This is a genomic window from Streptomyces griseus (assembly GCF_900460065.1).
In the GTDB taxonomy this organism is placed as follows: domain Bacteria; phylum Actinomycetota; class Actinomycetes; order Streptomycetales; family Streptomycetaceae; genus Streptomyces; species Streptomyces griseus.
Window position 1 is genome coordinate 103,849 of record NZ_UAVD01000057.1, and the last position, 20,938, is coordinate 124,786.

Below are 20,938 nucleotides of genomic sequence, written 5' to 3' on the forward strand. Positions count from 1 at the left end.
TCTACTCTCCGTTGTCGGCGGTGCTGACGGTGCCGTCCTTGATGGACCGGGCGAGGTTGAGCTCCGGGGCCTCGCGGACCTCCAGCGGTGAGGGGCCGTGGGCGGCGTAGACGACGCAGTCAGACAGGATCGAGATGGGGTACGGGCCGGTGAACGCGACGTGCTTGACGATTTTCCTGTGGAGGTTGATGTGGGTCCGGGAGATGACCGCCGCGCGGATGTCGGGCCGCCACGTCGGGCGTTCCAGGGCGCGCGCCACCGCTCGCCGGGCCGCCAGCCCTCCCCGCGGGGACGCTCGCTGAGTTTGCCCAGGCCGCCCTTGACCGTCGCCTTGATGGCTGTGATGACGATGCCCAGCTCCGGGTCACGGCCCTTGTGGCCGTCCATCGCCGTGAGGAAGTCGGCCGGCTCCATGTCGGCGTGGACGCCGAGGTCGGTCATGGTGGCGAGGTAAGCGTCGCGCAGCCGCTGGGTACTAGCCGTCCAGGTAGTTGCCGTTGTCGTACCGGACGTACGCCTCGGTCGGAGTCGCGTACCAGGCCGGACCGGCGGGGCGGTCGCCCTTGAACTCCTCGTGACGGGCGCGGAGGGCCTCATCGTCGCCTACGCGGGAGAACACCACTTCTCGCCCGGCTGGTACGCGGTGCTGATGGGCTGCCTTCCGGCCGGCATGCTGGTCGGTGACCTGCTGGTGGGCCGACTCCTGCGGCCACCCGCCCGGGAGCGGCTGGTGGTCCCGTTGGCCGCACTGGCGGGACTGCCCCTGATCGGCTTCGCCGCCGAACCCGGGGCCGGCGTCTCGTCCGGTCTGCTGCTCCTCAGCGGCCTCGGGTACGCCTACAGCCTCGGCCTGCAACGCCCGTTCCTCGACGCCCTGCCGCAGGACAGCCAAGGCCAGGCCTTCGGCCTGCTCGGCTCCGGCAGCATGACGCTCCAGGGCCTCGGACCGGTCTGCCTGGGCGCGGCGGCCGCAGGCGTGGGAACGGGCGGCGCAACAGCCCTGGCAGGCGGCGCGGTGGCGCTCACTGCCGGCTGGATGCTTATCTGGCACTCGCCGGCTCCTTCGGTCCCCGCGGACTGACGGTTCGCCTCCGGCCCCACCGCATCGGCCGCAGCGCCGCGGTCACCGCCGCGGCCGGCCGACGAAGGGCCGTGAGCCGTGTGATAGGGCGTTTCCGCGCTGTTCAGAAGGGGTGCATGGCGGCGGCTTGAAATGGGAGACGGCGCGAATCTGACGCGAGAGTCAAACAGGGTTGACGCTTCGGCCTCGTCCGCAACAGAGCCTCAGGCCGTGCTCTCTCGGGTGGCGTCGATCACCACAGGCGGTCGGCTTCATCGTCCTGGGGTGGAGCACCCTTCAGGGCGTCAACGGCTCGGGGATAGCCGGAGGGCAGCCCGGCGGGCTGAATGCTTACCCGAAGTACAAGGGCGGTCGGCCCAGGACGTTACCTTCAGTGAGACAGGACAAGACAAGACCTGGCGCGGCGCGGCGCGGCACTTGGGCGCGCCGGTCGTCGGGTCCTCGGCGCCGAAGTTGCGTATCAGGCTTGGATTGGTGATCCAGGGCCAGCCACAGGCCGCGCGCCGTGTCCTGCGGCGGTGCGAGCAGATAGCGCTGCGTCCGCCCGTCGGCCGTGGTGGTCTCCTTGCGGAACGCGGCGGACAGGAGATCCATCGAGCGCACCGTCGTAGCCAGATCGGCGGTTGGTCTACGCTCTACCTGGCGTGTCCTGGGCAGAAGCTGAACACTCGTGGATTCTCGAAGAGTTCCCGCTGTACGTTGTAGACCCCCTCCCAGAGCTCGGGCTCGTACGGGTGGATGACGACAGGCTCCTCAGCGCTCATTCCGCCCTTGGCGGGCTGGAAGTACGGGAACCTGTGCCGGGCCGCTGCAACCCGCGGATCCGTTCCTGGAAAGAACGCGACTGAGGGATTCACCCAGACACGTGCTACCCCGTCGACATTTCCGTCGAGCGCCAGGAATTCCTGTTCGATGAACCAGTCCACCTCGGCGCGCAGTTGCTCGACGCTCACCTCGATCTCGTTCGCCTTATCGACGAAGTCGAGTTGGATCGGCTTGTCGCCCTCGAGGTGGGTATAGATCATCAAAAGAATTCGCAGCGTATCGGGACTCCTGCGACTCCATCTTTTGCTACCGCTCTGGTGCAGGCGCAGGTATGAGGCGGCCATGAGGCCCGGGCCAGTAGAGATGCCGAAGTCGCATCCGCAGGAGCTCATAGCCATCAACTAAGCTCAGCTGCATCCTTCGTTACTACCGCCATTCGTGCCCATTCCAGCAGTCCGCAGGCAAAATGTGAGCCTCGCGTTGTCCGCACAACCTTTGAGCCGGTGCGCTGAGACAGGTGGGTGGTGGGTGGCGACCAGCAGGACGAACAGCTCGTCGGTGCGCACGCCCCGGGCGGTCAGCGTTTCCTCACAGAGGGAGCGAGGAGGAATACGGCCACGCCACGTACAGCCGCCGCGATGGCTTGAAGCCGCGGCGGGGCCGAATGGTGAGGCCCGCCGGTACCCCGGAGACGAGGTCGGGCGGCTCTTGACGCCCTGTTGCGGCGCCGCGTCCGCGAGAACGAGGGCTGCAGCCCGAAGCCGCGCCCGGGCGGTGCCCCTGACACCGCGGCGGTCGAGCGGTGCCTCACCAGAGCGGACTGGTCGTCATCGAACTCGCGGACGCCTACTTGCTCAGCCACCAGCACAGCTTCCCTGCCCCGCGCTGCCGGCGATGGTCATTGGTCCACGTGCCAATCCGCAGCCTGTTGCCACTGGCATGGTCGGTGCCGTCCGGAGCGAAGTAGCGCAGGGCGGTGAACTGGGCCTCAATCTCCGTCCGCTCCCTGGAGCGGTACGCCCGCCCCGGCGTCGACACGGTCGCCCGGCATGTAGCCGAGCGCGATCCCGCCGCGCGTCGCCGGACGTGACACCCAAGGTGGCGGCTGGTGCTGGTGCTGGCGTTCTTGTCTGCCACCATCCATCGTTTGCCTGGACTCATCGCATCCCGGGCAGGCGACGGAACTCGTTGACTTTCAGTAGTCGCGCAAGAAGAAGATATGCCAGGGCTGTCGCGAGCGCTCCGGCAGCCAGGGCGACAGCAGTAGGCCACGTTCCATCTCCCAGGCCAGCACGGGCACGCGCTGCGGCCCAGCCCAGCCCAGCAGCCGGGCACGCGGCGCACAGCAGCTTCACGTAGGCGCGGCCCAGGCCGCCGTCGTCGATACGACCCCCGAGCCTCCTGCGCAGCAGATGCCGGTGAGCGCGAGACCGGCCACATAGGAGAGCAGCGGTGATCGTTAGACTGCGGACGTGGCGAACGCAGAAGACGAAACGGAGACTGTCTGCCGGGTCTGTGGTTTTGAGGGTGAGGTGTTCTGGGAGGGTGGCTGGCCGAATGAGGCAGCCATCTGTCCCTGCTGCGACAACGAGCCCGATGTCGGGGACGCCAGCGTCATGGGCCTGCGTAACTACCGCGGATACTGGGTGGGACAAGGCGCCCCGTGGAGCAGCCCGTCGGCGGAGCGCGAGCATAAGCGCCAGGGTTGGGACCTGATGAGACAGATACAGAACATCCCCCCACAGTGGCGCTGATCTGGGCGATCGGTAAGTGCGTCACGGCGTGAGGCAACGGCTAGCAGATGAGCGTGCCTGCGATCCCGGCGAAAGCGAGGGAGTGCTCAGGCTTGGAACTCCTAACTGATCGTTTCAGAATGAAGCGCTTGGCCAGAGAGTTATGCGCTGCGATGATGCGAATTCGACTGGGTGGTGGGGGACGGGGACACCAGATGACGCGGTGGCAGCTCTTGCAGGGAGACATCCTGGTCGGTGAGCTCAGTGAGTACGGCTGTGATCAGCCGTTCTTCCTGGCGCGCTTCACCCCGGGACCTGGCTGGGAGAGCGTGAGGCCGTTGTTTGAGGCATTGGCGACCTACAGGGGTCCGGACCCGGATGGGCTCAGGTTCGTCGCCCTGGCCAAGCCGTTGCAGGATTTGGGGCTCACACTGGCTCCGGTTGACGGTCAGCAGACTCCGTTGCAGCTCTTCAAGGACTGCATGGTGCGTATCTATGGGGCTGAAGCTCGCCTCCGCTACTGACTGAGCGATTGGCCGTCCGTGGGAGTCGGCGTAGGCATATGAGGCTGCAGGCCAGGTCGAGCAGTCCCTGGTGGAGGTCGGCGCGTCGTTCGTAGCGGGTGCGGAGTCGTTTGAACTGGTGCAGCCAGGCGAAGGTGCGCTCGACGACCCACCGCACCTTGCCCAGTCCGGAGCCGTGGGCGACGCCGCGTCGGGCGATCAGGGGTTTGATGCCGCGTTTCCACAGCAGGCGGCGGTACTTGTCGAAGTCGTAGCCCCGGTCGGCATACAGGCGCCGGGGCTTGCGGCGTGGACGTCCCCGCCTGCCCCGGATCGGCGGGACGGCGTCGAGCAGCGGCAGGAGCTGGGTGACGTCGTGCCGGTTGCCGCCGGTGAGGGTGACGGCGAGCGGGGTTCCGTGCCGGTCGACGATCAGGTGGTGCTTGGAACCGGGGCGGGCGCGGTCGACGGGCGAGGGGCCGACGTGATCCCCCCTTTGAGGGCCCGGACATGTGATCCGTCCACGGAGCAGTCATCCAGGTCCAGCAAGTCGGCGCGGCGCAGTTCGGTCAGCAGGGCGGCGTGCAGGCGGGGCCAGACACCGGCCTCGGTCCAGTCCCGCAGCCGGCGCCAGGCCGTCACACCGGAGCAGCCCACCGTCTCCGCCGGGACATCCCGCCAGGCGACGCCGGTCCGCAGGACGTACATGATGCCCGCGAGAGCCGCCCGGTCCGGAACGCGAAGCCGCCCGGGATGCCGGCGGCGCCGTTCGGGAGGTGGCGGCAGCAGCGGGGCCACCCGCTCCCACAGGTCGTCAGGAACAAGATCAGCACGCACCTGGACACCCTGCCGACCAAGATCGGCAAGCGCAAGACCCGCAGCTCAACTCATTCTGAAACGATCAGTTAGTCGGCCCCCGCCCGCGCGGGGGCAGCTCGGTGCAGGTCCCGTAGGGATACGACCGTGACCCGGCCCTGCGCACACCCCCCTTCGCTTCCCGCCCGGGGTCCCGTGAGTCGGCGTGCGCGTCAGGGAAACGATCAGGACCATGCCTCCGCGGGCCGTCTCCGGACCCGACAGTTCTGGGCATTCCTTGCACAGCGGGGTGAGGGCCGCCACGCCGCGGGTTTCCGCGTACGCGGGGCTCATCTCCCCTGCCCGTCAACGCCTTTTTCGGTCCCGCCCCACCGTGACGCGTCCTTCGCAGGGACGTGGATCAGGACACGACCGGCCGAACTGGCCGCACACCACCGGGCATGGCCGAGAGGTGTCCTTGAATCGTTCCACTCGCCATTCATGATCGAGACATCAGCGGCTCGTACTGGGCGGCGCCGCGGACGAGGCTGGGGGTGGGCTGGATGACCGATCCGATGCCCGAGCACGACGAGGTGTTCGCGGTGGCGGCAGGTGCCGCAGCGGCGGTGAGATCAGGTCACGCACGCTGGCTGACGCTGCGCGCGATGCCGGGGATGGGCCGTACCACGCTGCTGGAGGAGACCGTCCGGCGCGAGACCGCGGACGGGGCCATGGCGGCCCGAGTGGTCCACTGCACGTCCGCGGAGTCCACGTACCCGTTCTCCCTGGTCCGTCGGCTCCTGCCGGATGCCGGGCAGGACGTCCCCTTCACGGAACAACCGCCCGCGGACGAGCAGCACACCTTCCACCGGCTGGGGGCCCGCCTCGAACGGATCGCACGACGCCAGCCCCTGCTGCTGGCGGTCGACGACCTGCACGACGCCGACGAAGTGTCCCGCCGCTGGCTCGGCTACCTCGCCCGCCGGCCAGCGGGGCTTCCCGTACTGCTCTTGTCGACCGAGTGCCTCACCAGGCCCGCCCTGGCACTGCCCGAGGCCCACGGGACCTCCGTTCTCCTGCGCCCGCTCAGTGACTCGGCCGTCGCCCGGCTCGCCCGCCGGGCGGGGTACGAGGCCGGGTGCGGGGCCGGGGACGCGGCAACGGCGCTCTGCGTGCGGGCGGGGGCGGGCAACCCGACCCTGGTGCGCGCCTTGCTCGCCGACTTCGCCGACCTCGCCAAGCTGTCCGACCCGTCCACTCTGTGCGGGGGTACCGAACCTGCCGGACTGCGTGAGCACCCGACAGGACCCATCCGGCCACCAAGGCCGATTCCCTCCGTCGTCCACCTGCACCGATATCGCGAGACAATCGCACGCTGGGTCACGGAACGAATGGACCTGGTCGCACGCAGGCTCTGTCTCACTCTCGCCGTCGGAGCCGTCGGAGCCGTCGGAGCCGTCGGAGCCGTCGGAGCCGTCGGTGGTGCCGGGTTTGTAGGAGTTCGCGACACCGCCCACATCACCGGTCCCGCTGGTGCCGACGACGGCTCCGCCTCACCAGGTACGGTCCGCCCGACCTCGTACACCGCACCGTCCGGCCCCGGTCTGCTCTCCCAGGTAGCGGCGATCTACCCGGGGGTACGCGTCCCTGCGCCAGGCTCCGCCTACCTGGCCGGTCTCGCCCGCCTGTTCGCCGATCCGCTCACAGGCGAAGCGGTCCTCGCCGCGAGCGACCCGGCCGACCTCGCCGACCTGCACCTCAGGTTCGCCCGGCTGCTCCACGAACAGGGTGCACCCGCCACGGCGGTGGCCGCGCACCTGCTCCACCTGGACCGGCCCGCCGAGGTGTGGATGAGCCAGTGTCTGGAGGACGCGGCCGACGCCCTGCGCGACGCCGGACGGCCGAGGCCCGCCGCCCATCTCCTGCGGCGCGCGCTCCACGGCCCCCTCACCCCCGCCCACCGCGCCACACTCAGCCTGCGGCTGGGCGCGCTGGAACTGCTGCACTGTTCCGACTCCGGTGTCCGCCAGTTACGAGCAGCACTGGAACTCCATACGGACGCGGCCGCCCGCGCGGCCGTCGCACCCGCGCTCGGCCAGGCACTCGCGGCGCAGGGACGCACCGGCCTGGCCGTTCAGGTGCTGCACCGCGAGAGCATGGACGTGGACAGTACGGAACTCGCGCGCGTCCTGCAGTCGGTCTCGGCCCTCATCGCAGCGCACGACGCCGTCGCCTGGCGGGACGCAGTGGCCCGGATGCGGGAACTCGTGTCCTGCGTCCCCACCGCGATCGAGCCATTGGTGCGCGCCCTGGTCATGGAGTACGACGCCGGGGCGGGCCGGCTGTCATCGGCCGAGGCCGTCCGGTACATCCTGCCGCGGCTATCCGCCCAGGTCCACCCGCAGATCCGTACCGGCTGGCTGGGCAGTGCGGCCACCCTGCTCCAGTGGGCGGACCGGACGCAGGACGCGCTGGCCCTCGCCGATGCCTGGCTGCCCCCACCACCCGCGTTCCCCGACCTCTCGGACGCGGGGCTGCAGTGCCTGGTCAGCGTACGTGCGGAAGCCGCGCTGATGACGGGCGACTTCCGGCGGGTGCTCGCCGAGAACGACCCGCTCCTGAAGGCGCGCACGGCCCAGGGCCTCCCGATGCCCCACATCGTGTCCATGGTGGCGCTCGCCCGGTTCGAACTGGGGTGGCACAGCGCGGCCTGGCGGCTGCTGGCCGTTCCCCGCGCGGAGCACACGGACAGTTCCTGGGAGTGGAACGAACTGCGGTACGCACGGGGCCTCCTGCACCTGGACGAAGGCGACTGGCAGGCCGCACTCGACGCCTTCCTGGCGTGCGGGACGGGCCAGCGGGCCCGTGACTTCGTGAGCCCGGTGGCCACTCCGTGGCGTTCGGGCGCGGCCCACGCCCTGGTGGGGCTCGGCCGCCCCGCGCAGGCCCGTGAACTCGCGGAGGAAGACCTGGGCCACGCCAGGGCCTGGGGCACACCACGGACCGTGGGACGTGCGCTACGGGCGCACGCGGCCGCGCTGGGCGGCAGGCGGGGCCTGGAAGCGCTCAGCGAGTCGGTGGCGCTGCTGCGCACCGCACCCGCGCCGGTGGAACTGATCGAGTCGCTGACGGACCTCGGGCGGGCCCGGATCGATGCGGGCTACGGCCGCAAGGGCAGGGCCGATCTCAGGGAGGCGCACGCACTGGCCGTACGGTTGCTGGTACCTGGCGGGCGTACGGAGGGGCATGCGCGGCAGGTCCACGGAGCGGGTGCGCAACACCGGCAGGCCAGCGCGGATCAGGGGGGCGGGGGACACGAGAGCCGGGCCGGTGCCGGGCGGTTGGTCCGTCTGACCGAGAAGGCGCTGCGGGCGGGTGCTGCCCGCGTGACCCGCCCCGCCGCCTCCGCGGGGGAGGCGCTCTCCCCCGCGGAGCGGCGCATCGTCCGCCTCGCCGCGCAGGGGCAGACGAACGCCCAGATAGGCGACGCGCTCCACCTGGCCCGCCGCACGGTCGAGACCCACCTCACCCATGCCTACCGCAAGCTCGGGGTGTCCCGCCGCACCCAGCTCGTGGGCAGGTTGAAGGGGACCACGGGCCTCCTCGACACAGATTCCCACCACGGCTGACGTCGCCTGCCGATCCCGCCGATCCTGCCGGGTACGGACGTCGCCGGTGCCGGAAGGAGGCCACTGCCGTTCGGTCTGCGCCGCGGCGCGGCAGTGTGTTCGTGGATTTCCACGATGGTGGGGGAGTCCGTGTACACCGCACCGTAGGAGTTGCCCAGCCGGTCCAGGAATCGGCAGGGCAGCCCCTACGAACAGGAAGAAAGCACACCCATGCCAGCAACTTCGTCTTCCTCGTCCTCGTCCTCGTCGTCGCCCTTACGGACTGCCGCCCGTGCGGCGGGCCTCGTCGTGGTGGCGGCCGTCGCCACGATGTCTCTCGCGGTGCCCGCCAGCGCCGCTGCCGGTTCCAGCGGCGAGTCCACCAATGCGGCGCAGAAAGCGGCAGATTTCAGGCACTACGGCGGCATCTACCCGGACCAAGCGGCTGCTGATGCCGCTGGGGCCCTGTACATCCTCAGCGGCAGCGCGGCCCAGTTCGTCATCGAAGTCATCTGGGACAACGGCAAGAGGCTGTTCGAGCTCTGGTACTGGTGACCGGCGCATCGCGCCCCACCGGCCCTGACGCACCGTCTTCTCCCTCACGAAAGCTGGACGCACCGATGTTCCTGAAGCCCACCTCCCGTTCATCCCGGACCACCATCCGGTCCATACTCACCACGGCCGCGCTGCTGGGCAGCGCCCTGGCCCTCGCCCCCGCCACGCATGCGGTCGCCGCCACCACTCCCGCTTCCGCGTCCTCCACCGCCGGGGCGTTCTCCGGGACCGGCGCCGAGTCGCCCGTGTCCACGCTGGCCCAGCGCAGCACGCGGATCACGGTGACCAACTCGACGGGCCAGGGCATGCAGCGGGTCTGGAGCAAGCTCTCCCACGGGTGCTGGACCAATGACGAACTGCCGCCCGACAACATCCCGGCTGGCCGCTCCACCGCCTTCGGCAGCGAATCCTGTGGACTCGCGACCGGAACCGAGGGAGAGACCAACTTCGCCGTCCCCGGCGGACAGGTCGAGATCCGCTGGAACAACCCCTTCGTCGGCTCCAACAGCTACAGCTGTACGACGCCGAGCGGCTACTACTGTTCGAGGAGCGGGGGTTCGGGCAACAACGCGAACGTCCACTTCACGATCGCCTACGCGGGGCTGCGTGCGGCGGCCACCACCGGCGCGCCGGGTGCGCCCGTCGAGGACGGTACCGTCTCGGCCCAGGCGGCACGCAGTACCCACGTGACCCTCAACAACAACAGCGGAGCCCTGCTCTCGCGGACCGACGCCCGTCTGTCCTGGGGCATCTGGAGCGACAACCAGTTGCCCGCGGTCAACATCAACCCGGGTAACAGGAGTTCCTGGCAGAGCGAGTCCGACGGCTTCATGACCGGAACCCAGGGCTCGGTGACGTACGTCGTCTCCACCGGCGGACACGTGACCGTGAAGTGGAACAACCCCTACGCGGGCAGCAACAAGTACGAGTGCATCGCCCCCGCCAACCGCACCTGCAGCTACAGCGGTGGCTCGGGCGACAACGCCACCGTCTCCTTCACCCTGTCCTGACGGTCCTGCCCGTCTCCATCGCCCCGACAAGGTGAACGCCCTTCGCACCTGAAGGGCCCGGCGTCACCTCGACATGTGGGCGCCTGCCGGATCGTCGGCACCGACAGCCGAACAGGCAGCCGACGGCGCGACCGCCGGCAGGCGTCCGGGAAGGCAACACCCGGGCCGACCGCGCGTACCAGGCCACGGGCCGGCACATCCTGGTGCCGGCCCGCACCTGCGCGTACCCACTTCCCCGTGCCGACCTCACCCCTGCGTCACGTCGCCGTCCTCGTGCTCGAAGGTGCGAAGCCTGTCGATGTCAGTATTCCTGCGCAGGTGTTCACGACCCGCACGAGCATGCCGTACGAAGTACGGGTGTGCGGCGCGGCGCCCGGTCTGGTGGCCGGCGGCGACGGCCTGTCCTACCACGTCGCCCACGGCCTCGACGTGCTCGCGTGGGCCGACATCGTCTTCATCCCGGGCTACCGGTCTCCGGACCGTGACGACCCGCCGCACGCCGTCGTCGACGCGCTGATCGCCGCCCACGATCGGGGCGCGCAGCTCGCCGCGATCTCGACGGGTGCCTTCGCGCTCGCCACCACGGGCCTGCTCGACGGCAAACGTGCCACGACGCACTGGCACTACACGCGGGCACTCGCGGCGAAGCATCCGCTGGTCCAGGTCGACGAGAACGTTCTGTTCGTCGACGAGGGCGGTGTGCTGACGTCGGCCGGCGCCGCCTCGGGCATCGACCTGTGCCTGCACATTCTCCGCGGTGACCTCGGGGTGGCCGCGTCCCACCACGCGGCCCGGCGCCTGGTCGCGGCCCCCTACCGCAGTGGCGGCCAGGCACAGTACGTGCCGCGCGGTGTGCCCGAGCCACTGGGGGAGCGGTTCGCCGCCACCCGCGAGTGGGCGCTGCACCGGCTCGGCGAGCCCCTCACCCTTGAAGCGCTCGCCCGGCATGCGGCGGTCTCGCCGCGTACGTTCTCACGGCGCTTCGCCGAGGACACGGGGTACACGCCGATGCAGTGGGTCATGCGCGCCCGCATCGACCTGGCCCGCGAACACCTCGAACGTTCACAGCGGGGCGTCGAGCAGATCGCCGCCGATGTCGGCCTGGGCACCGGTGCGAATCTGCGGCTGCACTTCCAGCGCATCCTCGGCACCACGTCGAGCGAGTACCGGCGCACCTTCACTCAGGGGCAGTAGCCCGCCACCAGGTGGTGCGACCCTTTCGGACCGTGGCGATCACGCCGCTGTCACCGGCGGACGCCGCGCGCGAACCTGAGGGGGGAACCCGAAGGGACACCACTCATGACTCGTATCGCCATCAACGGATTCGGCCGCATCGGCCGCAACGTGCTGCGCGCGCTGCTCGAACGCGGCAGCGACCTCGCGGTCGTCGCCGTCAACGACCTCACGGAGTCCGCCACCCTCGCGCGGCTGCTCGCCTACTACACGACGGCGGGCCGGCTCGGCCGTCCGGTGACCGTCGACGGGGACGCCCTCGTCGTCGACGGCCGTCGCATCACCGTGCTCGCCGAGCGCGAACCGGCGCGGCTGCCGTGGGCCGACCTCGGCGTCGATATCGTGCTGGGGCGACCGGCCGCTTCACCTCGGCCACGGCCGCCCGCGCCCACCTCGACGCGGGCGCGAGGAGGGTGCTCATCAGCGCGCCGGCGGACGGCGCCGATGTCACACTCGCGTTCGGGGTCAACACCGCCGCGTACGACCCGGCCGCGCACACGATCGTCTCGAACGCCTCGTGCACGACCAACGCGCGCGCGCCGCTGGCCGCGGCCCTAGACGGTTGCCCCGGCCCTCGTACGCGCGGGCGTCGCCGGACCAGGCGACGGAGAAGCGGCCGCGCAGGTCGAGGCGGGTGGCCAAGGGGGCCGAGCGTGCCGACTGCTTCCCCTGGACTCCCTTCTCGGCCTCCGGGGAGTGCTGCTGAACAGCGGTCAGGCGGGCGAGGGCGGAGTGGCAGCCCTTCGGAGTCGCACGGACCGCCGGCCAGTCGATGGCGGGCTGGCTGACTATCCGCTGCCCGAACCCGGTTCGGCAGCTCGCATGCTGAAGCGGCCCTACCGGTGCCGAAGCGGGACCGCGCGGGCGTAGGTGCTGCGCCAACCAAGTAATCGTCCGGAACGGCTCCTGCCGTCCAGAAGACCGGATGCCCACCATGAGCCCTGCGGACGGAACCCCGCCCGCGTCCTCTGACCGGGAAGAGCCCGTCATGCGTCAGAAGTTCCTCAGAAAGCCGACCTCTTCGAGGACCACGACATCCTGATGCTCTTCGACGCCCAGCTCCTGGGATCTCCAGGCGCTCCCCACGTCCAGGGCGCGGAGCCGGTGCTGGAGCCCGGTACGAGGTCCCGCGCAGCCCCAACCCGTTCCATACGGCGTCATCCCCCTGAGCCCGTGACTGAAGGGATTGTTCCATGGGCCGCCAGCGTCTCCGCAGGACGGCATTCTGAAACGATCAGTTAGTCATTTATTGGAGCGCTGTTATATTAGCGCTGTGACATCTTCAGATCCCACAGCGGTACCCGACCCCTGGCATTCCCTGCACGAGCTGCTGGCAGCCATGGACGCCGAGATCGAGCGGGTCTACGTCGAGCGCGGAATCGAGGGGGTGCGGCCTCGGTTCGCCTATCCGCTGATCCGACTCGCCCACACCGGACCGCTGACCATTCGCGAGCTGGCAAAGTCCCTGTGCCGCTCGCACTCCGCGATCAGCCAGACCGTCGCCGCCATGCGTAAGGAGGGTCTGGTCACCTCCGAGCCGGGGCCTGACGCTCGCACCCGGCGGATCGACCTGACCGAGCGCGGACGGTCACTGGTGCCGTTCCTCGAGGCGGAGTGGCGCGCTACCCACGACACGGTCGCCGAGCTGGATAGCGTGATCCCGTACGCGATGACCACCGTCGTCGAGGAAGTGCGGCGGGCGCTGGGCCACCGGTCGATGCGCCAGCGGATCCTTGATCACCTTGTCGAGCCGCCGCGATGAGCGGGCGTGGCGGCATCCGCTTCCTCGACACCCGTCCACTGCGCGGCAGTCGGCCGTTTCGTGCCCTGTGGATCGGTACCTCCGCCTCTCAACTCGGCGGCCAGATAGCCACCGTGGCGGTGCTGGCCCAGGTCTGGAATCTGACCGGCAGCCCGGTGGGCACCGGTGCCATCGGGCTCGCCACCGGGTTGCCGATGGTGCTGTTCGGGCTGCTCGGCGGCACATTGGCCGACACCTTCGACCGTCGCACGGTGGTGCGGGTTACCACTGTGGGCAGTCTGCTGGCTGCCGCAGGGCTGTGTGCCCAAGCCGTGGCGGGTAACCGCAGCGTGATCCTGCTGCTCGCCCTGGTCGCCGTGGGGACGAGCTGCAGCGCTCTCGGCGCTCCCGCGCGGCGCACCTTCCCCGTCCGGCTGTTGCCGAGCGACCAGGTCGCGGCTGGCCTTGCGCTGATGAACGTGTCTTTCCAGGCGGCGATGCTGGCCGGACCCGCGCTGGCCGGGCTGATCATCGCCCGCTGGGATTTTCCTGTCGCATATGCTGCCCAGGCCGTGACCATGACCATCGCGGCACTTTCGCTGATCCGCCTGCCCGCCATGCCGCCCGATGGCGCCGCAGCGGCCGGTGGCAAGCGCCGTCCGGAGCGGGGCGGTTGGCGGATCCTGCGCCGCCCGACGTTGTGGGGCTCGATGGCCACCGACCTGTCCGCAACGCTGCTCGCCATGCCGATCGCGATCTTCCCGCTGGTCAACGAGATCCGCTTCGGCGGAAACCCGCAGACCCTCGGCCTGTTCCTCTCGGCCGTCGCGGTCGGGGGAATCACGGCCGGACTACTCTCCGGCACGGTCACGCGTTGGAGCTGTGGCGGCCTAGTCCAGCTGTCCGCAGCCGCTGTCTGGGGCTTGGCGCTGGCCTTTTTCGGTCTGGCGGGGCCGTTGTGGCTGGCGCTCGCGTGCCTGGCCGTTGCGGGCGCTGCCGACACCGTGTCCGTCATTACCCGAGGTGCCCTGGTCCAGTTGGAGACCCCAGACGCGTACCGGGGGCGGGTCTCTTCGGTAGAACACGTCATCGGTGTCGCGGGCCCCGAACTCGGCAACTTTCGCGGCGGCCTATTGGCCTCGGCGACCTCAGCATCCTTCTCGCTCGTCTTCGGCGGACTGTCTGCCATCCTGGCAATCGCCGCCGTGGCCGCGACCAACGGCCCCCTGCGCGCCTACCGCACACCGGCTCCTACCGAGAAGCCGACTGCCCCTGAGGCCGCCAAAGCAGCAGCTGGATAGAAGGCTGATGTCGCGCATGGCAAGGGGGGGGGGGGCGCCAGCAGCGCAGGCTCTGACGACCCCTTGCTGACGTTTTTCCTCGACAGCGGGACCCGGATCTAGCTAGTGGCCCTTGGCCGTCATCGCCTCCCGACAGACTCAATTCCGACAGGCGACTTGCCTAATGAACGGCCAGGGCGTGCCAGATGTTCCCGGCGTATGCGGAGTCGGGGTGACGCAGACCGAGAAGGACCCGGCCGTCGGCGTCCTGGAGGTAGAGGTGGACCCCTACGACGTGGAGCTCGGTCCCTGCCGGGGACCGGTCGGCCATCGGACCGGACACCTTGGGCGGGGTGAAGGCCGGGGAGTGCTGGGCGACATGCCGGCGGACCAGGTCTCCGAGGCCGGGGGACTGGGGCAGCCGGTCGAGCATCTCCAGGGTGCACCAGTGCAGCAGGACGCCTTCTCGCAGCCCCGCGGTGTCCGGGTGGCCCTCCCACACGGCGGTGAACATCTGGACGGGAACGCGCAGCCCGTCGACGCTCGTGGACTCCTCCACGGCGTACGGCTCCAGACCGGTGAGCTCCACCCCTGGTACTTCCTCGCCGAGCTCTCGCAGCAGGGACGCCTCCAGGGAGGCGTCGCCGGGGACCCGGCCGCCGCCGAGGAGAGCGAACACGCCGGGCTCCCAGATCCCCTCCCGCTGGTCGCGCAGATGCAGCAGATAGCGGCCCTTGTGGACCCCTTGCAGCAGGGAAGGAAGGGGTCCACAAGGTCTTAGACCAGCCTCAGCACCGGTCGGCTGTCCGGCATGCCCAGCAGCTCCCTCACATGCGCTGGCGTCCACGCCAGCTCCTGTGCCAGCTCCCGAACCACCAGACCCGTTTCCCGTTCCGCGAGCTCGAACGCTTGGGAGAGCAAAATTGGTTGTTCGCCTGGGAAGCCGGACACAGGTTCCGCAGAGAATCCCGGCTGGCCATCCAGGGTCCGGAGCTTCTGATAGGTCCTGCTCGCCGTGGCATCAGAGATCAGGCCCAGCTCCCGGCACCGGTAGACCAGCGACTGCACGGAAACGCCCCACGTCCGCCGCAGACTGGCGAGATGCCCGAGGTCCATTCGCCGTGGAAGCAACGGCGCGATGCTCGCCTGAGGGGTGAGGAACTCCGCGGCGAAGGCATCAGCCTCACGCTCCTGCCGACTGTCACCAGTGGAGTCACTGTGCAGGACCAAGTGCCCCAGCTCGTGCGCAGCGGTGAACCGGTGCCGGTAAACATCGTTGGCACGGTTGCGCGTGAGCACGACCAGAGGCCGTGCGGAGCGCGAGGAAAACGCATCAACGGTGGTGGCGGCTGCATTAGCTCCCGCAGGCAGGACCACGACAATGCCGTGCGCTTCCATGCGTCGGACCAGATGAGCCACGGGGCCGTCACCAAGGCCCCACTGACGCCGCAGCTCCTGAGCGGCAGCTTTCGGCTCCGCTGGGAGTGCCTCACCGGGATGTACTTCACCGCCGAAGAACCCTGGCAGGCTCACGCGCGGCAGCTGCACTCTGCGCTCCAAGGCATGAGTCAGCTCCCACACCTGCTCGGTGAAAGCCAGAGCCCGCTCCCGCTGGGCTTTAGGGGTGCTTCGCAGACTCCGGAAATGGGCCATCGATGCATCGATCTGCTGACCAGGGCGACCGGCAAGGAAGAACTCCACAGGAACGTCGAGCACCTTCGCCAGTTGCGGCATCAAGTCCGGCCTCGGACGGGACACGCCCGTCTCGTATTGGCCTACCGCCGCAGGACTCACACCTAGCTCTTCAGCGATGTCCTTCTTTGTCAGCCCGGCTAGGCGCCTGGCTTGAGTAAGCCGGATGGGATCGAACGCTGAAGCCACTGCCCGAGGAGGGACTCCACCGCGCTCCAGTCCGGGAAGAACTGGATGATCAGTTTTCATGGTTCTCGCTTGCCCTGGGTAGAGAGGGACGACCGCGCTGACCGAAGCATCGTCTAGCTTCCGATCTTCGGCTCCTCACGGGGCGCCAGCGGGACGATGGGCTCTTCGCCCTGGTCGAAGCCGGGGTGGCTCGCGACCTGCTTCGGGATGGTGAGCTTAGGCGTCGGGCTGTCAGCCAGTGGCAGCGGCTCCGGATCAACGGTCCATTCGAGCGTGCCGCTCTCGTCCGCGAGCGCCGCAACACCCCAGTAGGGCTTGAGGAGCCCGGCGGCGTTACAAGCGAATGGAACCAGAACCAGCCGGGTGTCGTCAGGAAGAGCGGCCAGCCTCGGCCTCAGTTCGACTGCGCTCGGATCGAACGCGTAGTTCCCGAAAAGATCTGCCTGCTCCGAAGGCGGGGCGAAGGCGAACAACTCCCGGATTACGGACCAAACATTCTGAATCTTGGCGTTTTTGACGTTGCTGTTCTGCTTAGAAAAGCAGAAGGGGTAGATCAGCCCGTTGCCGATGCGCACCAGGTCGAACTGGAAGCCGTTCGGCTTCACCAGTTCGGCCCCCTCGATGGTCTTCAGTTCCGAGCTGACCCGCTCGAACGCCCCGCGGTACCGCGCGACGCCGTGGACCTGGGTGGACGACACCTCGGCATCCTCCTGCGAGGAGCGCGCGTTCTCCTGCATGTCGACGAGCGCCTGCCCGAGTCCATTTCGCACCTGGAGAGCTCGCCCTTGGAGAGACTCCTCTTCACCGTTGAACAGCGTGCTTGCCCAGCCGGAAACGGGCACATCCATGTAGCTGACCCTTCTGGTTCGGCGCTTCACAGCGAAGCGGATTCGCGTTGTAGGCACTTTAGTTGATCTCGTCCAGCTTGCGCATGCGCTTGCGTAAAGAATCTTGAAGTGTGTCGGCCCGGTCATCGGGCAGATCTGATCCGCTGCATCGACGCAGGCGGGGCGGTCGCGCACGTGAGTGTCGGGGGGGCTGCCCCAAGAGCAGGGGCGACTGGGAGGAGGTCCTGGCCAAGGCCCTGCGGGGCGGGTGGTCCGACCTGCCGGCCATGCCCCGTGGTTGAGTACCCGGACCACTTAGGGAGGGGAAAATGATGAAGGAAGCCGGGCCGGAGTTTCCCGCAGCGTTCGACCAGGAGTTCGTCCTGCAGGATGGACACCACGGCTACTTCGGCAGGAACGTGCTGAAGGGGCTGGTGGACGGGATAGAGGGCTTCCTGGAGGAGAAGCGACGCACGCCAGGGTTCCGGAGCATGGGACCAGTGGCGCTGGGCGCGTTCCTTTGGCTCGACGACCCGGAGCTGGCTGCCTGCCTCGCGCGGTTCTCCCACACCTGTGTGGTCGTCTCCAAGCAGGGGCGCAGCAAGCGCGACCTGGAGAAGCTGGGCAAGATCAAGGCGCTTGCCGACGGCGACAATGGAATGTTGGCCAGTGCCTTCGCCGAGTTGACCGGCCTGGACTGGCTGGAGAACGACCGCGCCAGGGTGGTGGGACCAGGCTCGTCGATGCCTGACCTGGTGATCCCACCGCTGCGGACCATCGGGTTCCGCCGTCAGCCAAAGGGCGACATGGTGCCCTTCCTCCACACAAAGATCATGTTGCTCGGCGAGATGTGGTGGCACGACGAGGACGCCCTAGGCGGCGTCGCTGATGTGATCGGCTTCCGCCCGGAGCGGCTGTGGGTGGGCAGCGCGAATGCCACCCACCGCTCCAGGAGCAGCCTGGAATTCGGTATGTGGCTCGACGACCCGCAGGCCCTGAAAGCCGCCCAGACGTTCGTGGTCCAGCTGATGGCGCACTCCGAAGCGCTCGACCCGGACAGTGACCTGTTCCGGCCCGAGCTGCTGCCTGTGGACTACGACGACCAGGCCTTCGCCGAGTATGCCGCGGAATATGGGTTTGGCGACCCCGACGCCTGAACGGTGACCTCAACCCGCAGCGCGACGCCAGGCGATTGACCGCCTGAGGCCGTGCGCCGTCCATTAGTCGCGCTAGTCGGGGCCCAAGGCGTGGTCGTTGGCCCCGCCGCCGGTGAACCACAGAGTCTGGGCCTTGTCCGCAGCTGCCCGGCGCGTTCAACCAGTAGTGGCGCACCGCTCCGGCCATCATCCGGATGACGGGCACGTGCTCGGCTGGTCATTGACCGAGCGTGCACAAGCCAGCCCCGTCGTGGATGATCACGGAGGCGTTGACCGGCTCCGGGGCGGCGCTCAGGTCCGCGCCGAGGAGCCTCTCCCGCAGCGTGGGGGAGGTGACCTGGTCGAGCGGCAGCCAGACGGCCGCGGAGACCTCCTCGTCCTGCAGGGCCGTTTCGACGGCGGGGGGGAACGAGGCGGAAGACGAACCGGAAGTCGTAGTGAAGGTGGGCCGGTTCGCCCTTGGCGGGGTTGGCGTCGATGGCGTGGATGTCGATGTCGGCGGGCTCGTGGCAGAACGCGGCACTCTGGCGGAGCAGCCCCGGGGGGATGCCCGTCTCCTCGTGAACCTCACGCACGGCGGTGGCCATGAGCGTCGCGTCGTCAGGCTCACCATGGCCGCCCGGAGCGAGCAGCAGCCCTCCGGAGGCGTTGTGCCGCACGTGCAGGACCCGTCCGGCGTGATCGATCACGACGGCGCTGCACGTGATGTGCCCGGGGAGTGTCGCCCGGGACGTGATCTCGGAGGGAACATCGAGTGCCTCCAGTAACGGTCCCAGGGCGGGGCGCTCACCGGGGTGACGGTCGAGGTAGGCGGTGACGAGTTCACGGATGTGCGATCGCGCTGGGGGCATGGAGGCACCTTTTAGGGGGTGGAGGAGGAAGATCCGGCTCCGGCGGGCGCTGGCTCTGTGCCGAAGGCGGGCACGGTGGAGGGGCGCATGCCACGCACGGGGGAGCGCCACAGGACTACGAACGGTGCGCAGAGCAGGAGAGTGATCACGCCGAGAGCGGGCCGTAGTCCGACGAGGGTGCCGAGCACCCCAGCGAGGAATGCGGCGACCGGCCGCAGGCTGAAGGCGAGCCACGCACCGGTGGCCTGGGCGCGGCCCTGCAGATGGGCGGGGCACAGCTCTTGTCGGACGCTGCGCTGCAGTCCGCCGTGGGCTACGGCCGCCCCGGTCTGGATCAGTAGACAGACACCGATGACGGCTTGACCGGCGGTCCCGGGGTCAACGAGGACCAGCGGGATCTGTGCCAGAGGGTTGATGGCCAGAGCGGTGATCATGACGGGTCCGGCTCCCCAGCGCCGCTCCCATCTTCGCCACAGCAGTGCGCCGAGGAGGCCGCCGACCCCGCCGGTCCCCATGACGATGCCCAGTGCCGTGGGGCTCCAGGACAGTTCACGCAGAAGGTAGAGGGACCAGAGCGCTGAGCTGGCAGCCAGGGCGAACGACGTGGTGGCGTTGGACAGGACGATGGACCGGACCACGGGCGTTTGGAGGGTGTAGTCGAGGCCTTCGCGGATCTCCGTCCACTGACTGCTGCCCGCGGGGCGGGGTGCCGGCTCCGGTTCGCGGTGGCGGATGGTCAGCAGGCAGACGGCGCAGACCAGATAGGAGAAAGCGTCCAGTGCGATTGCCCGGGCGGCGCCCAGCACGGTGACCAGCAGCCCGCCGAGGTTGTTCCCGGTGAGGTCGGCCAGCGAGTTCGTCGCACCGAGTTTGGCGTTGCCCTCCTTGAGCTGCTCCCCGCGCAGCAGCGTCGGGAGGTAGCTGATCGAGGCGTTGCTCCCGACTACCTGAAACGCGGAGACGAGGAAGGCGACCGCGTACAGCTGGCCCAGGGTGACCTGTCCGACGGACTGGGCCAGAGGGATGCTGCTCAAGGTGAGCGCGCACAGGACATCGCACGTGATGATGATGGGCCGCTTGCGGTAGCGGTCGGCGATGACGCCGGCGTGGAGGGACAGCAGCAGCGCGGGCAGTTTGCCCGCGACGGCGATCAGCGCCACGTGCATGGTCGAGGCGTGGAGGTCCACAACAGCGATCACCGAGATACCGATCGTGGTGATCCCGAAACCGGCCACGGTCACGGTCTGACCGCCCCAGTACCGCCGGAAGTCCCCATGCCGCCACAGACTTGGCTCCGGAGCGGCTTCCGCCGCGGGCCGTCCTTCAGCTCTTTCCGCCCGCGGGCGGGTGCTGTCCCTTCTGCTCACGAGGAGACCGTTCCTTCTGCCGTCGCCTTCGTGCCGGTGACGCCGGTGCCCGGGCCCGGTCGGTCCGGGACCGAAGGCGACGGGGCACGGAACTGGGTGGCCTGCGGGCCGAGCTGCCGGAACGAGGGCACGCAGGCGATGATCGCGTCGCGATCGCGAGCTTTCTGCCCGCGCGGGATGGTCCTGCAGCGTGAGCCGGTAGGCGTCAACGTCGTCTCTTTCGGGAGGTGTTGGGGATTGCCCGGTTCAACGAGAGCGGACAGCGTTCGAGCACACGCCTTTCAGCCGAACCTCGAACCCCTGTTCTCCGGGGTCGGCGGGCGGTGTGTGATCCACGGCCCCGCCCACCGCCCGGAAGGACCGGCCGCGATCTTGGCCGGAAAGAGCGGCCTGGTCGTTCCCTGCGGGCGGCGCGGGACAATTCGACAGAGGAGGCGGTGGCGGAAGGCTCTGCCGGCAGAGCCCGGTGGTGTCCGCCGGAAGAAGGCGGCGGCGGGCTGGCACATCTGTCCGGACGGATCCGGCATCCGCTTGGCGTGGTCATGCGCGGC

The 20,938-nt window shown here is 69.1% G+C and carries 19 protein-coding genes and 2 pseudogenes; 12 read left to right on the plus strand and 9 right to left on the minus strand.

Annotated features, from left to right (window positions below):
- Position 1: 1 nt before the first annotated feature.
- A pseudogene (locus DTB53_RS35765) lies at positions 2-724 on the minus strand (telomere-associated protein Tap); the annotation flags it as partial.
- Between DTB53_RS35765 and DTB53_RS35770 the strand changes: the two are divergent.
- Complete coding sequence (locus tag DTB53_RS35770; protein ID WP_370454259.1) at positions 650-1,081, plus strand: hypothetical protein; 432 nt, start codon at positions 650-652, stop codon at positions 1,079-1,081. The pseudogene DTB53_RS35765 and the gene DTB53_RS35770 sit on opposite strands and share 75 nt — an antisense overlap.
- Before the next feature lie 330 nt (positions 1,082-1,411).
- Here the strand turns inward: DTB53_RS35770 and DTB53_RS35775 are convergent, their stop codons facing one another.
- Positions 1,412-1,675 (minus strand): hypothetical protein, encoded by a 264-nt coding sequence (locus DTB53_RS35775; RefSeq protein ID WP_012382379.1) that lies wholly within the window; start codon positions 1,673-1,675, stop codon positions 1,412-1,414.
- A 41-nt stretch (positions 1,676-1,716) separates the two neighbouring features.
- On the minus strand, positions 1,717-2,106 hold the full coding sequence (locus tag DTB53_RS35780) for a hypothetical protein (RefSeq protein ID WP_042497904.1): 390 nt from the start codon (positions 2,104-2,106) through the stop codon (positions 1,717-1,719).
- Between the two features lie 716 nt (positions 2,107-2,822).
- On the opposite strand from DTB53_RS35780, the gene DTB53_RS37080 reads away from it, so the two are divergent.
- From DTB53_RS37080 to DTB53_RS35800, 3 genes are all read left to right on the plus strand, one after another.
- A complete protein-coding gene (locus tag DTB53_RS37080; RefSeq protein WP_075025182.1) occupies positions 2,823-2,936 on the plus strand; it encodes a PmrA in 114 nt (37 codons plus the stop codon).
- A gap of 382 nt (positions 2,937-3,318) precedes the next feature.
- Complete coding sequence (locus DTB53_RS37810; protein WP_012382381.1) at positions 3,319-3,600, plus strand: hypothetical protein; 282 nt, start codon at positions 3,319-3,321, stop codon at positions 3,598-3,600.
- Between the two features lie 194 nt (positions 3,601-3,794).
- Positions 3,795-4,103: a hypothetical protein gene (locus DTB53_RS35800; protein WP_042497908.1), complete on the plus strand. Its 309-nt coding sequence runs from the start codon at positions 3,795-3,797 to the stop codon at positions 4,101-4,103.
- On the opposite strand, the gene DTB53_RS35805 is transcribed toward DTB53_RS35800, so the two are convergent.
- Positions 4,051-4,919 (minus strand): IS5 family transposase gene (locus DTB53_RS35805; RefSeq protein WP_086023562.1). Its coding sequence is split into 2 segments (ribosomal slippage): positions 4,051-4,580 and positions 4,580-4,919, totalling 870 coding nucleotides; the frame shifts between segments, so codons are not numbered across the junction. The two genes, DTB53_RS35800 and DTB53_RS35805, sit on opposite strands and share 53 nt — an antisense overlap.
- Before the next feature lie 521 nt (positions 4,920-5,440).
- Here DTB53_RS35805 and DTB53_RS35810 point away from each other — a divergent pair.
- The 7 genes and pseudogenes from DTB53_RS35810 to DTB53_RS35840 all read left to right on the plus strand — a co-directional run bounded on the left by DTB53_RS35810 (position 5,441) and on the right by DTB53_RS35840 (position 14,325).
- Positions 5,441-8,506 (plus strand): helix-turn-helix transcriptional regulator, encoded by a 3,066-nt coding sequence (locus DTB53_RS35810; protein ID WP_141727126.1) that lies wholly within the window; start codon positions 5,441-5,443, stop codon positions 8,504-8,506.
- Positions 8,507-8,716: 210 nt separating this feature from the next.
- Complete coding sequence (locus tag DTB53_RS35815) at positions 8,717-9,040, plus strand: hypothetical protein (RefSeq protein ID WP_143053736.1); 324 nt, start codon at positions 8,717-8,719, stop codon at positions 9,038-9,040.
- A 65-nt stretch (positions 9,041-9,105) separates the two neighbouring features.
- The gene (locus DTB53_RS35820; RefSeq protein ID WP_003964517.1) at positions 9,106-10,050 is read left to right on the plus strand and encodes an aegerolysin family protein; all 945 of its coding nucleotides are present in this window, start codon (positions 9,106-9,108) and stop codon (positions 10,048-10,050) included.
- A 237-nt stretch (positions 10,051-10,287) separates the two neighbouring features.
- The gene (locus DTB53_RS35825; RefSeq protein WP_030704884.1) at positions 10,288-11,244 is read left to right on the plus strand and encodes a GlxA family transcriptional regulator; all 957 of its coding nucleotides are present in this window, start codon (positions 10,288-10,290) and stop codon (positions 11,242-11,244) included.
- A 105-nt stretch (positions 11,245-11,349) separates the two neighbouring features.
- Positions 11,350-11,855 (plus strand): annotated as a pseudogene (locus DTB53_RS35830) (glyceraldehyde 3-phosphate dehydrogenase NAD-binding domain-containing protein); the annotation flags it as partial.
- Between the two features lie 767 nt (positions 11,856-12,622).
- Complete coding sequence (locus DTB53_RS35835) at positions 12,623-13,045, plus strand: MarR family winged helix-turn-helix transcriptional regulator (protein WP_236586271.1); 423 nt, start codon at positions 12,623-12,625, stop codon at positions 13,043-13,045.
- Entirely contained in the window at positions 13,042-14,325 is a 1,284-nt protein-coding gene (locus tag DTB53_RS35840) for an MFS transporter (RefSeq protein WP_069455845.1), read from the plus strand. The genes DTB53_RS35835 and DTB53_RS35840 overlap by 4 nt, the downstream gene beginning before the upstream one ends.
- 160 nt (positions 14,326-14,485) lie before the next feature.
- Here the strand turns inward: DTB53_RS35840 and DTB53_RS35845 are convergent, their stop codons facing one another.
- The 3 genes from DTB53_RS35845 to DTB53_RS35855 form a co-directional block, all read right to left on the minus strand.
- Positions 14,486-14,983, minus strand: a complete 498-nt coding sequence (locus tag DTB53_RS35845; protein WP_174924801.1) for an NUDIX hydrolase — start codon at positions 14,981-14,983, stop codon at positions 14,486-14,488.
- Positions 14,984-15,081: 98 nt separating this feature from the next.
- Positions 15,082-16,245, minus strand: a complete 1,164-nt coding sequence (locus tag DTB53_RS35850) for an XRE family transcriptional regulator (RefSeq protein ID WP_236586270.1) — start codon at positions 16,243-16,245, stop codon at positions 15,082-15,084.
- A 53-nt stretch (positions 16,246-16,298) separates the two neighbouring features.
- On the minus strand, positions 16,299-17,033 hold the full coding sequence (locus DTB53_RS35855; RefSeq protein ID WP_107405961.1) for a hypothetical protein: 735 nt from the start codon (positions 17,031-17,033) through the stop codon (positions 16,299-16,301).
- A 308-nt stretch (positions 17,034-17,341) separates the two neighbouring features.
- Here DTB53_RS35855 and DTB53_RS35860 point away from each other — a divergent pair, with 308 nt between their 5' ends.
- On the plus strand, positions 17,342-18,169 hold the full coding sequence (locus DTB53_RS35860; RefSeq protein ID WP_069455935.1) for a phosphatidylserine/phosphatidylglycerophosphate/cardiolipin synthase family protein: 828 nt from the start codon (positions 17,342-17,344) through the stop codon (positions 18,167-18,169).
- Here the strand turns inward: DTB53_RS35860 and DTB53_RS37815 are convergent.
- Both DTB53_RS37815 and DTB53_RS35870 read right to left on the minus strand, forming a co-directional pair.
- The gene (locus DTB53_RS37815; protein WP_075025180.1) at positions 18,106-19,020 is read right to left on the minus strand and encodes an NUDIX hydrolase; all 915 of its coding nucleotides are present in this window, start codon (positions 19,018-19,020) and stop codon (positions 18,106-18,108) included. The two genes, DTB53_RS35860 and DTB53_RS37815, sit on opposite strands and share 64 nt — an antisense overlap.
- A gap of 11 nt (positions 19,021-19,031) precedes the next feature.
- Positions 19,032-20,306 (minus strand): MFS transporter, encoded by a 1,275-nt coding sequence (locus DTB53_RS35870; protein ID WP_075025243.1) that lies wholly within the window; start codon positions 20,304-20,306, stop codon positions 19,032-19,034.
- Positions 20,307-20,938 lie beyond the last annotated feature (632 nt).

Bases quoted from the DNA above. Each gene is read 5' to 3' on its own strand.
- DTB53_RS35820 (WP_003964517.1), top strand. From the start codon at position 9,106: ATGTTCCTGAAGCCCACCTCCCGTTCATCCCGGACCACCATCCGGTCC.
- DTB53_RS35860 (WP_069455935.1), top strand. From the start codon at position 17,342: ATGATGAAGGAAGCCGGGCCGGAGTTTCCCGCAGCGTTCGACCAGGAG.
- DTB53_RS35815 (WP_143053736.1), top strand. From the start codon at position 8,717: ATGCCAGCAACTTCGTCTTCCTCGTCCTCGTCCTCGTCGTCGCCCTTA.
- DTB53_RS37815 (WP_075025180.1), bottom strand. From the start codon at position 19,020: ATGCCCCCAGCGCGATCGCACATCCGTGAACTCGTCACCGCCTACCTC.
- DTB53_RS35780 (WP_042497904.1), bottom strand. From the start codon at position 2,106: ATGATCTATACCCACCTCGAGGGCGACAAGCCGATCCAACTCGACTTC.
- DTB53_RS35855 (WP_107405961.1), bottom strand. From the start codon at position 17,033: ATGGATGTGCCCGTTTCCGGCTGGGCAAGCACGCTGTTCAACGGTGAA.
- DTB53_RS35775 (WP_012382379.1), bottom strand. From the start codon at position 1,675: ATGGATCTCCTGTCCGCCGCGTTCCGCAAGGAGACCACCACGGCCGAC.
- DTB53_RS35810 (WP_141727126.1), top strand. From the start codon at position 5,441: ATGACCGATCCGATGCCCGAGCACGACGAGGTGTTCGCGGTGGCGGCA.
- DTB53_RS35770 (WP_370454259.1), top strand. From the start codon at position 650: ATGGGCTGCCTTCCGGCCGGCATGCTGGTCGGTGACCTGCTGGTGGGC.
- DTB53_RS35835 (WP_236586271.1), top strand. From the start codon at position 12,623: ATGGACGCCGAGATCGAGCGGGTCTACGTCGAGCGCGGAATCGAGGGG.
- DTB53_RS35850 (WP_236586270.1), bottom strand. From the start codon at position 16,245: ATGAAAACTGATCATCCAGTTCTTCCCGGACTGGAGCGCGGTGGAGTC.
- DTB53_RS35840 (WP_069455845.1), top strand. From the start codon at position 13,042: ATGAGCGGGCGTGGCGGCATCCGCTTCCTCGACACCCGTCCACTGCGC.
- DTB53_RS35800 (WP_042497908.1), top strand. From the start codon at position 3,795: ATGACGCGGTGGCAGCTCTTGCAGGGAGACATCCTGGTCGGTGAGCTC.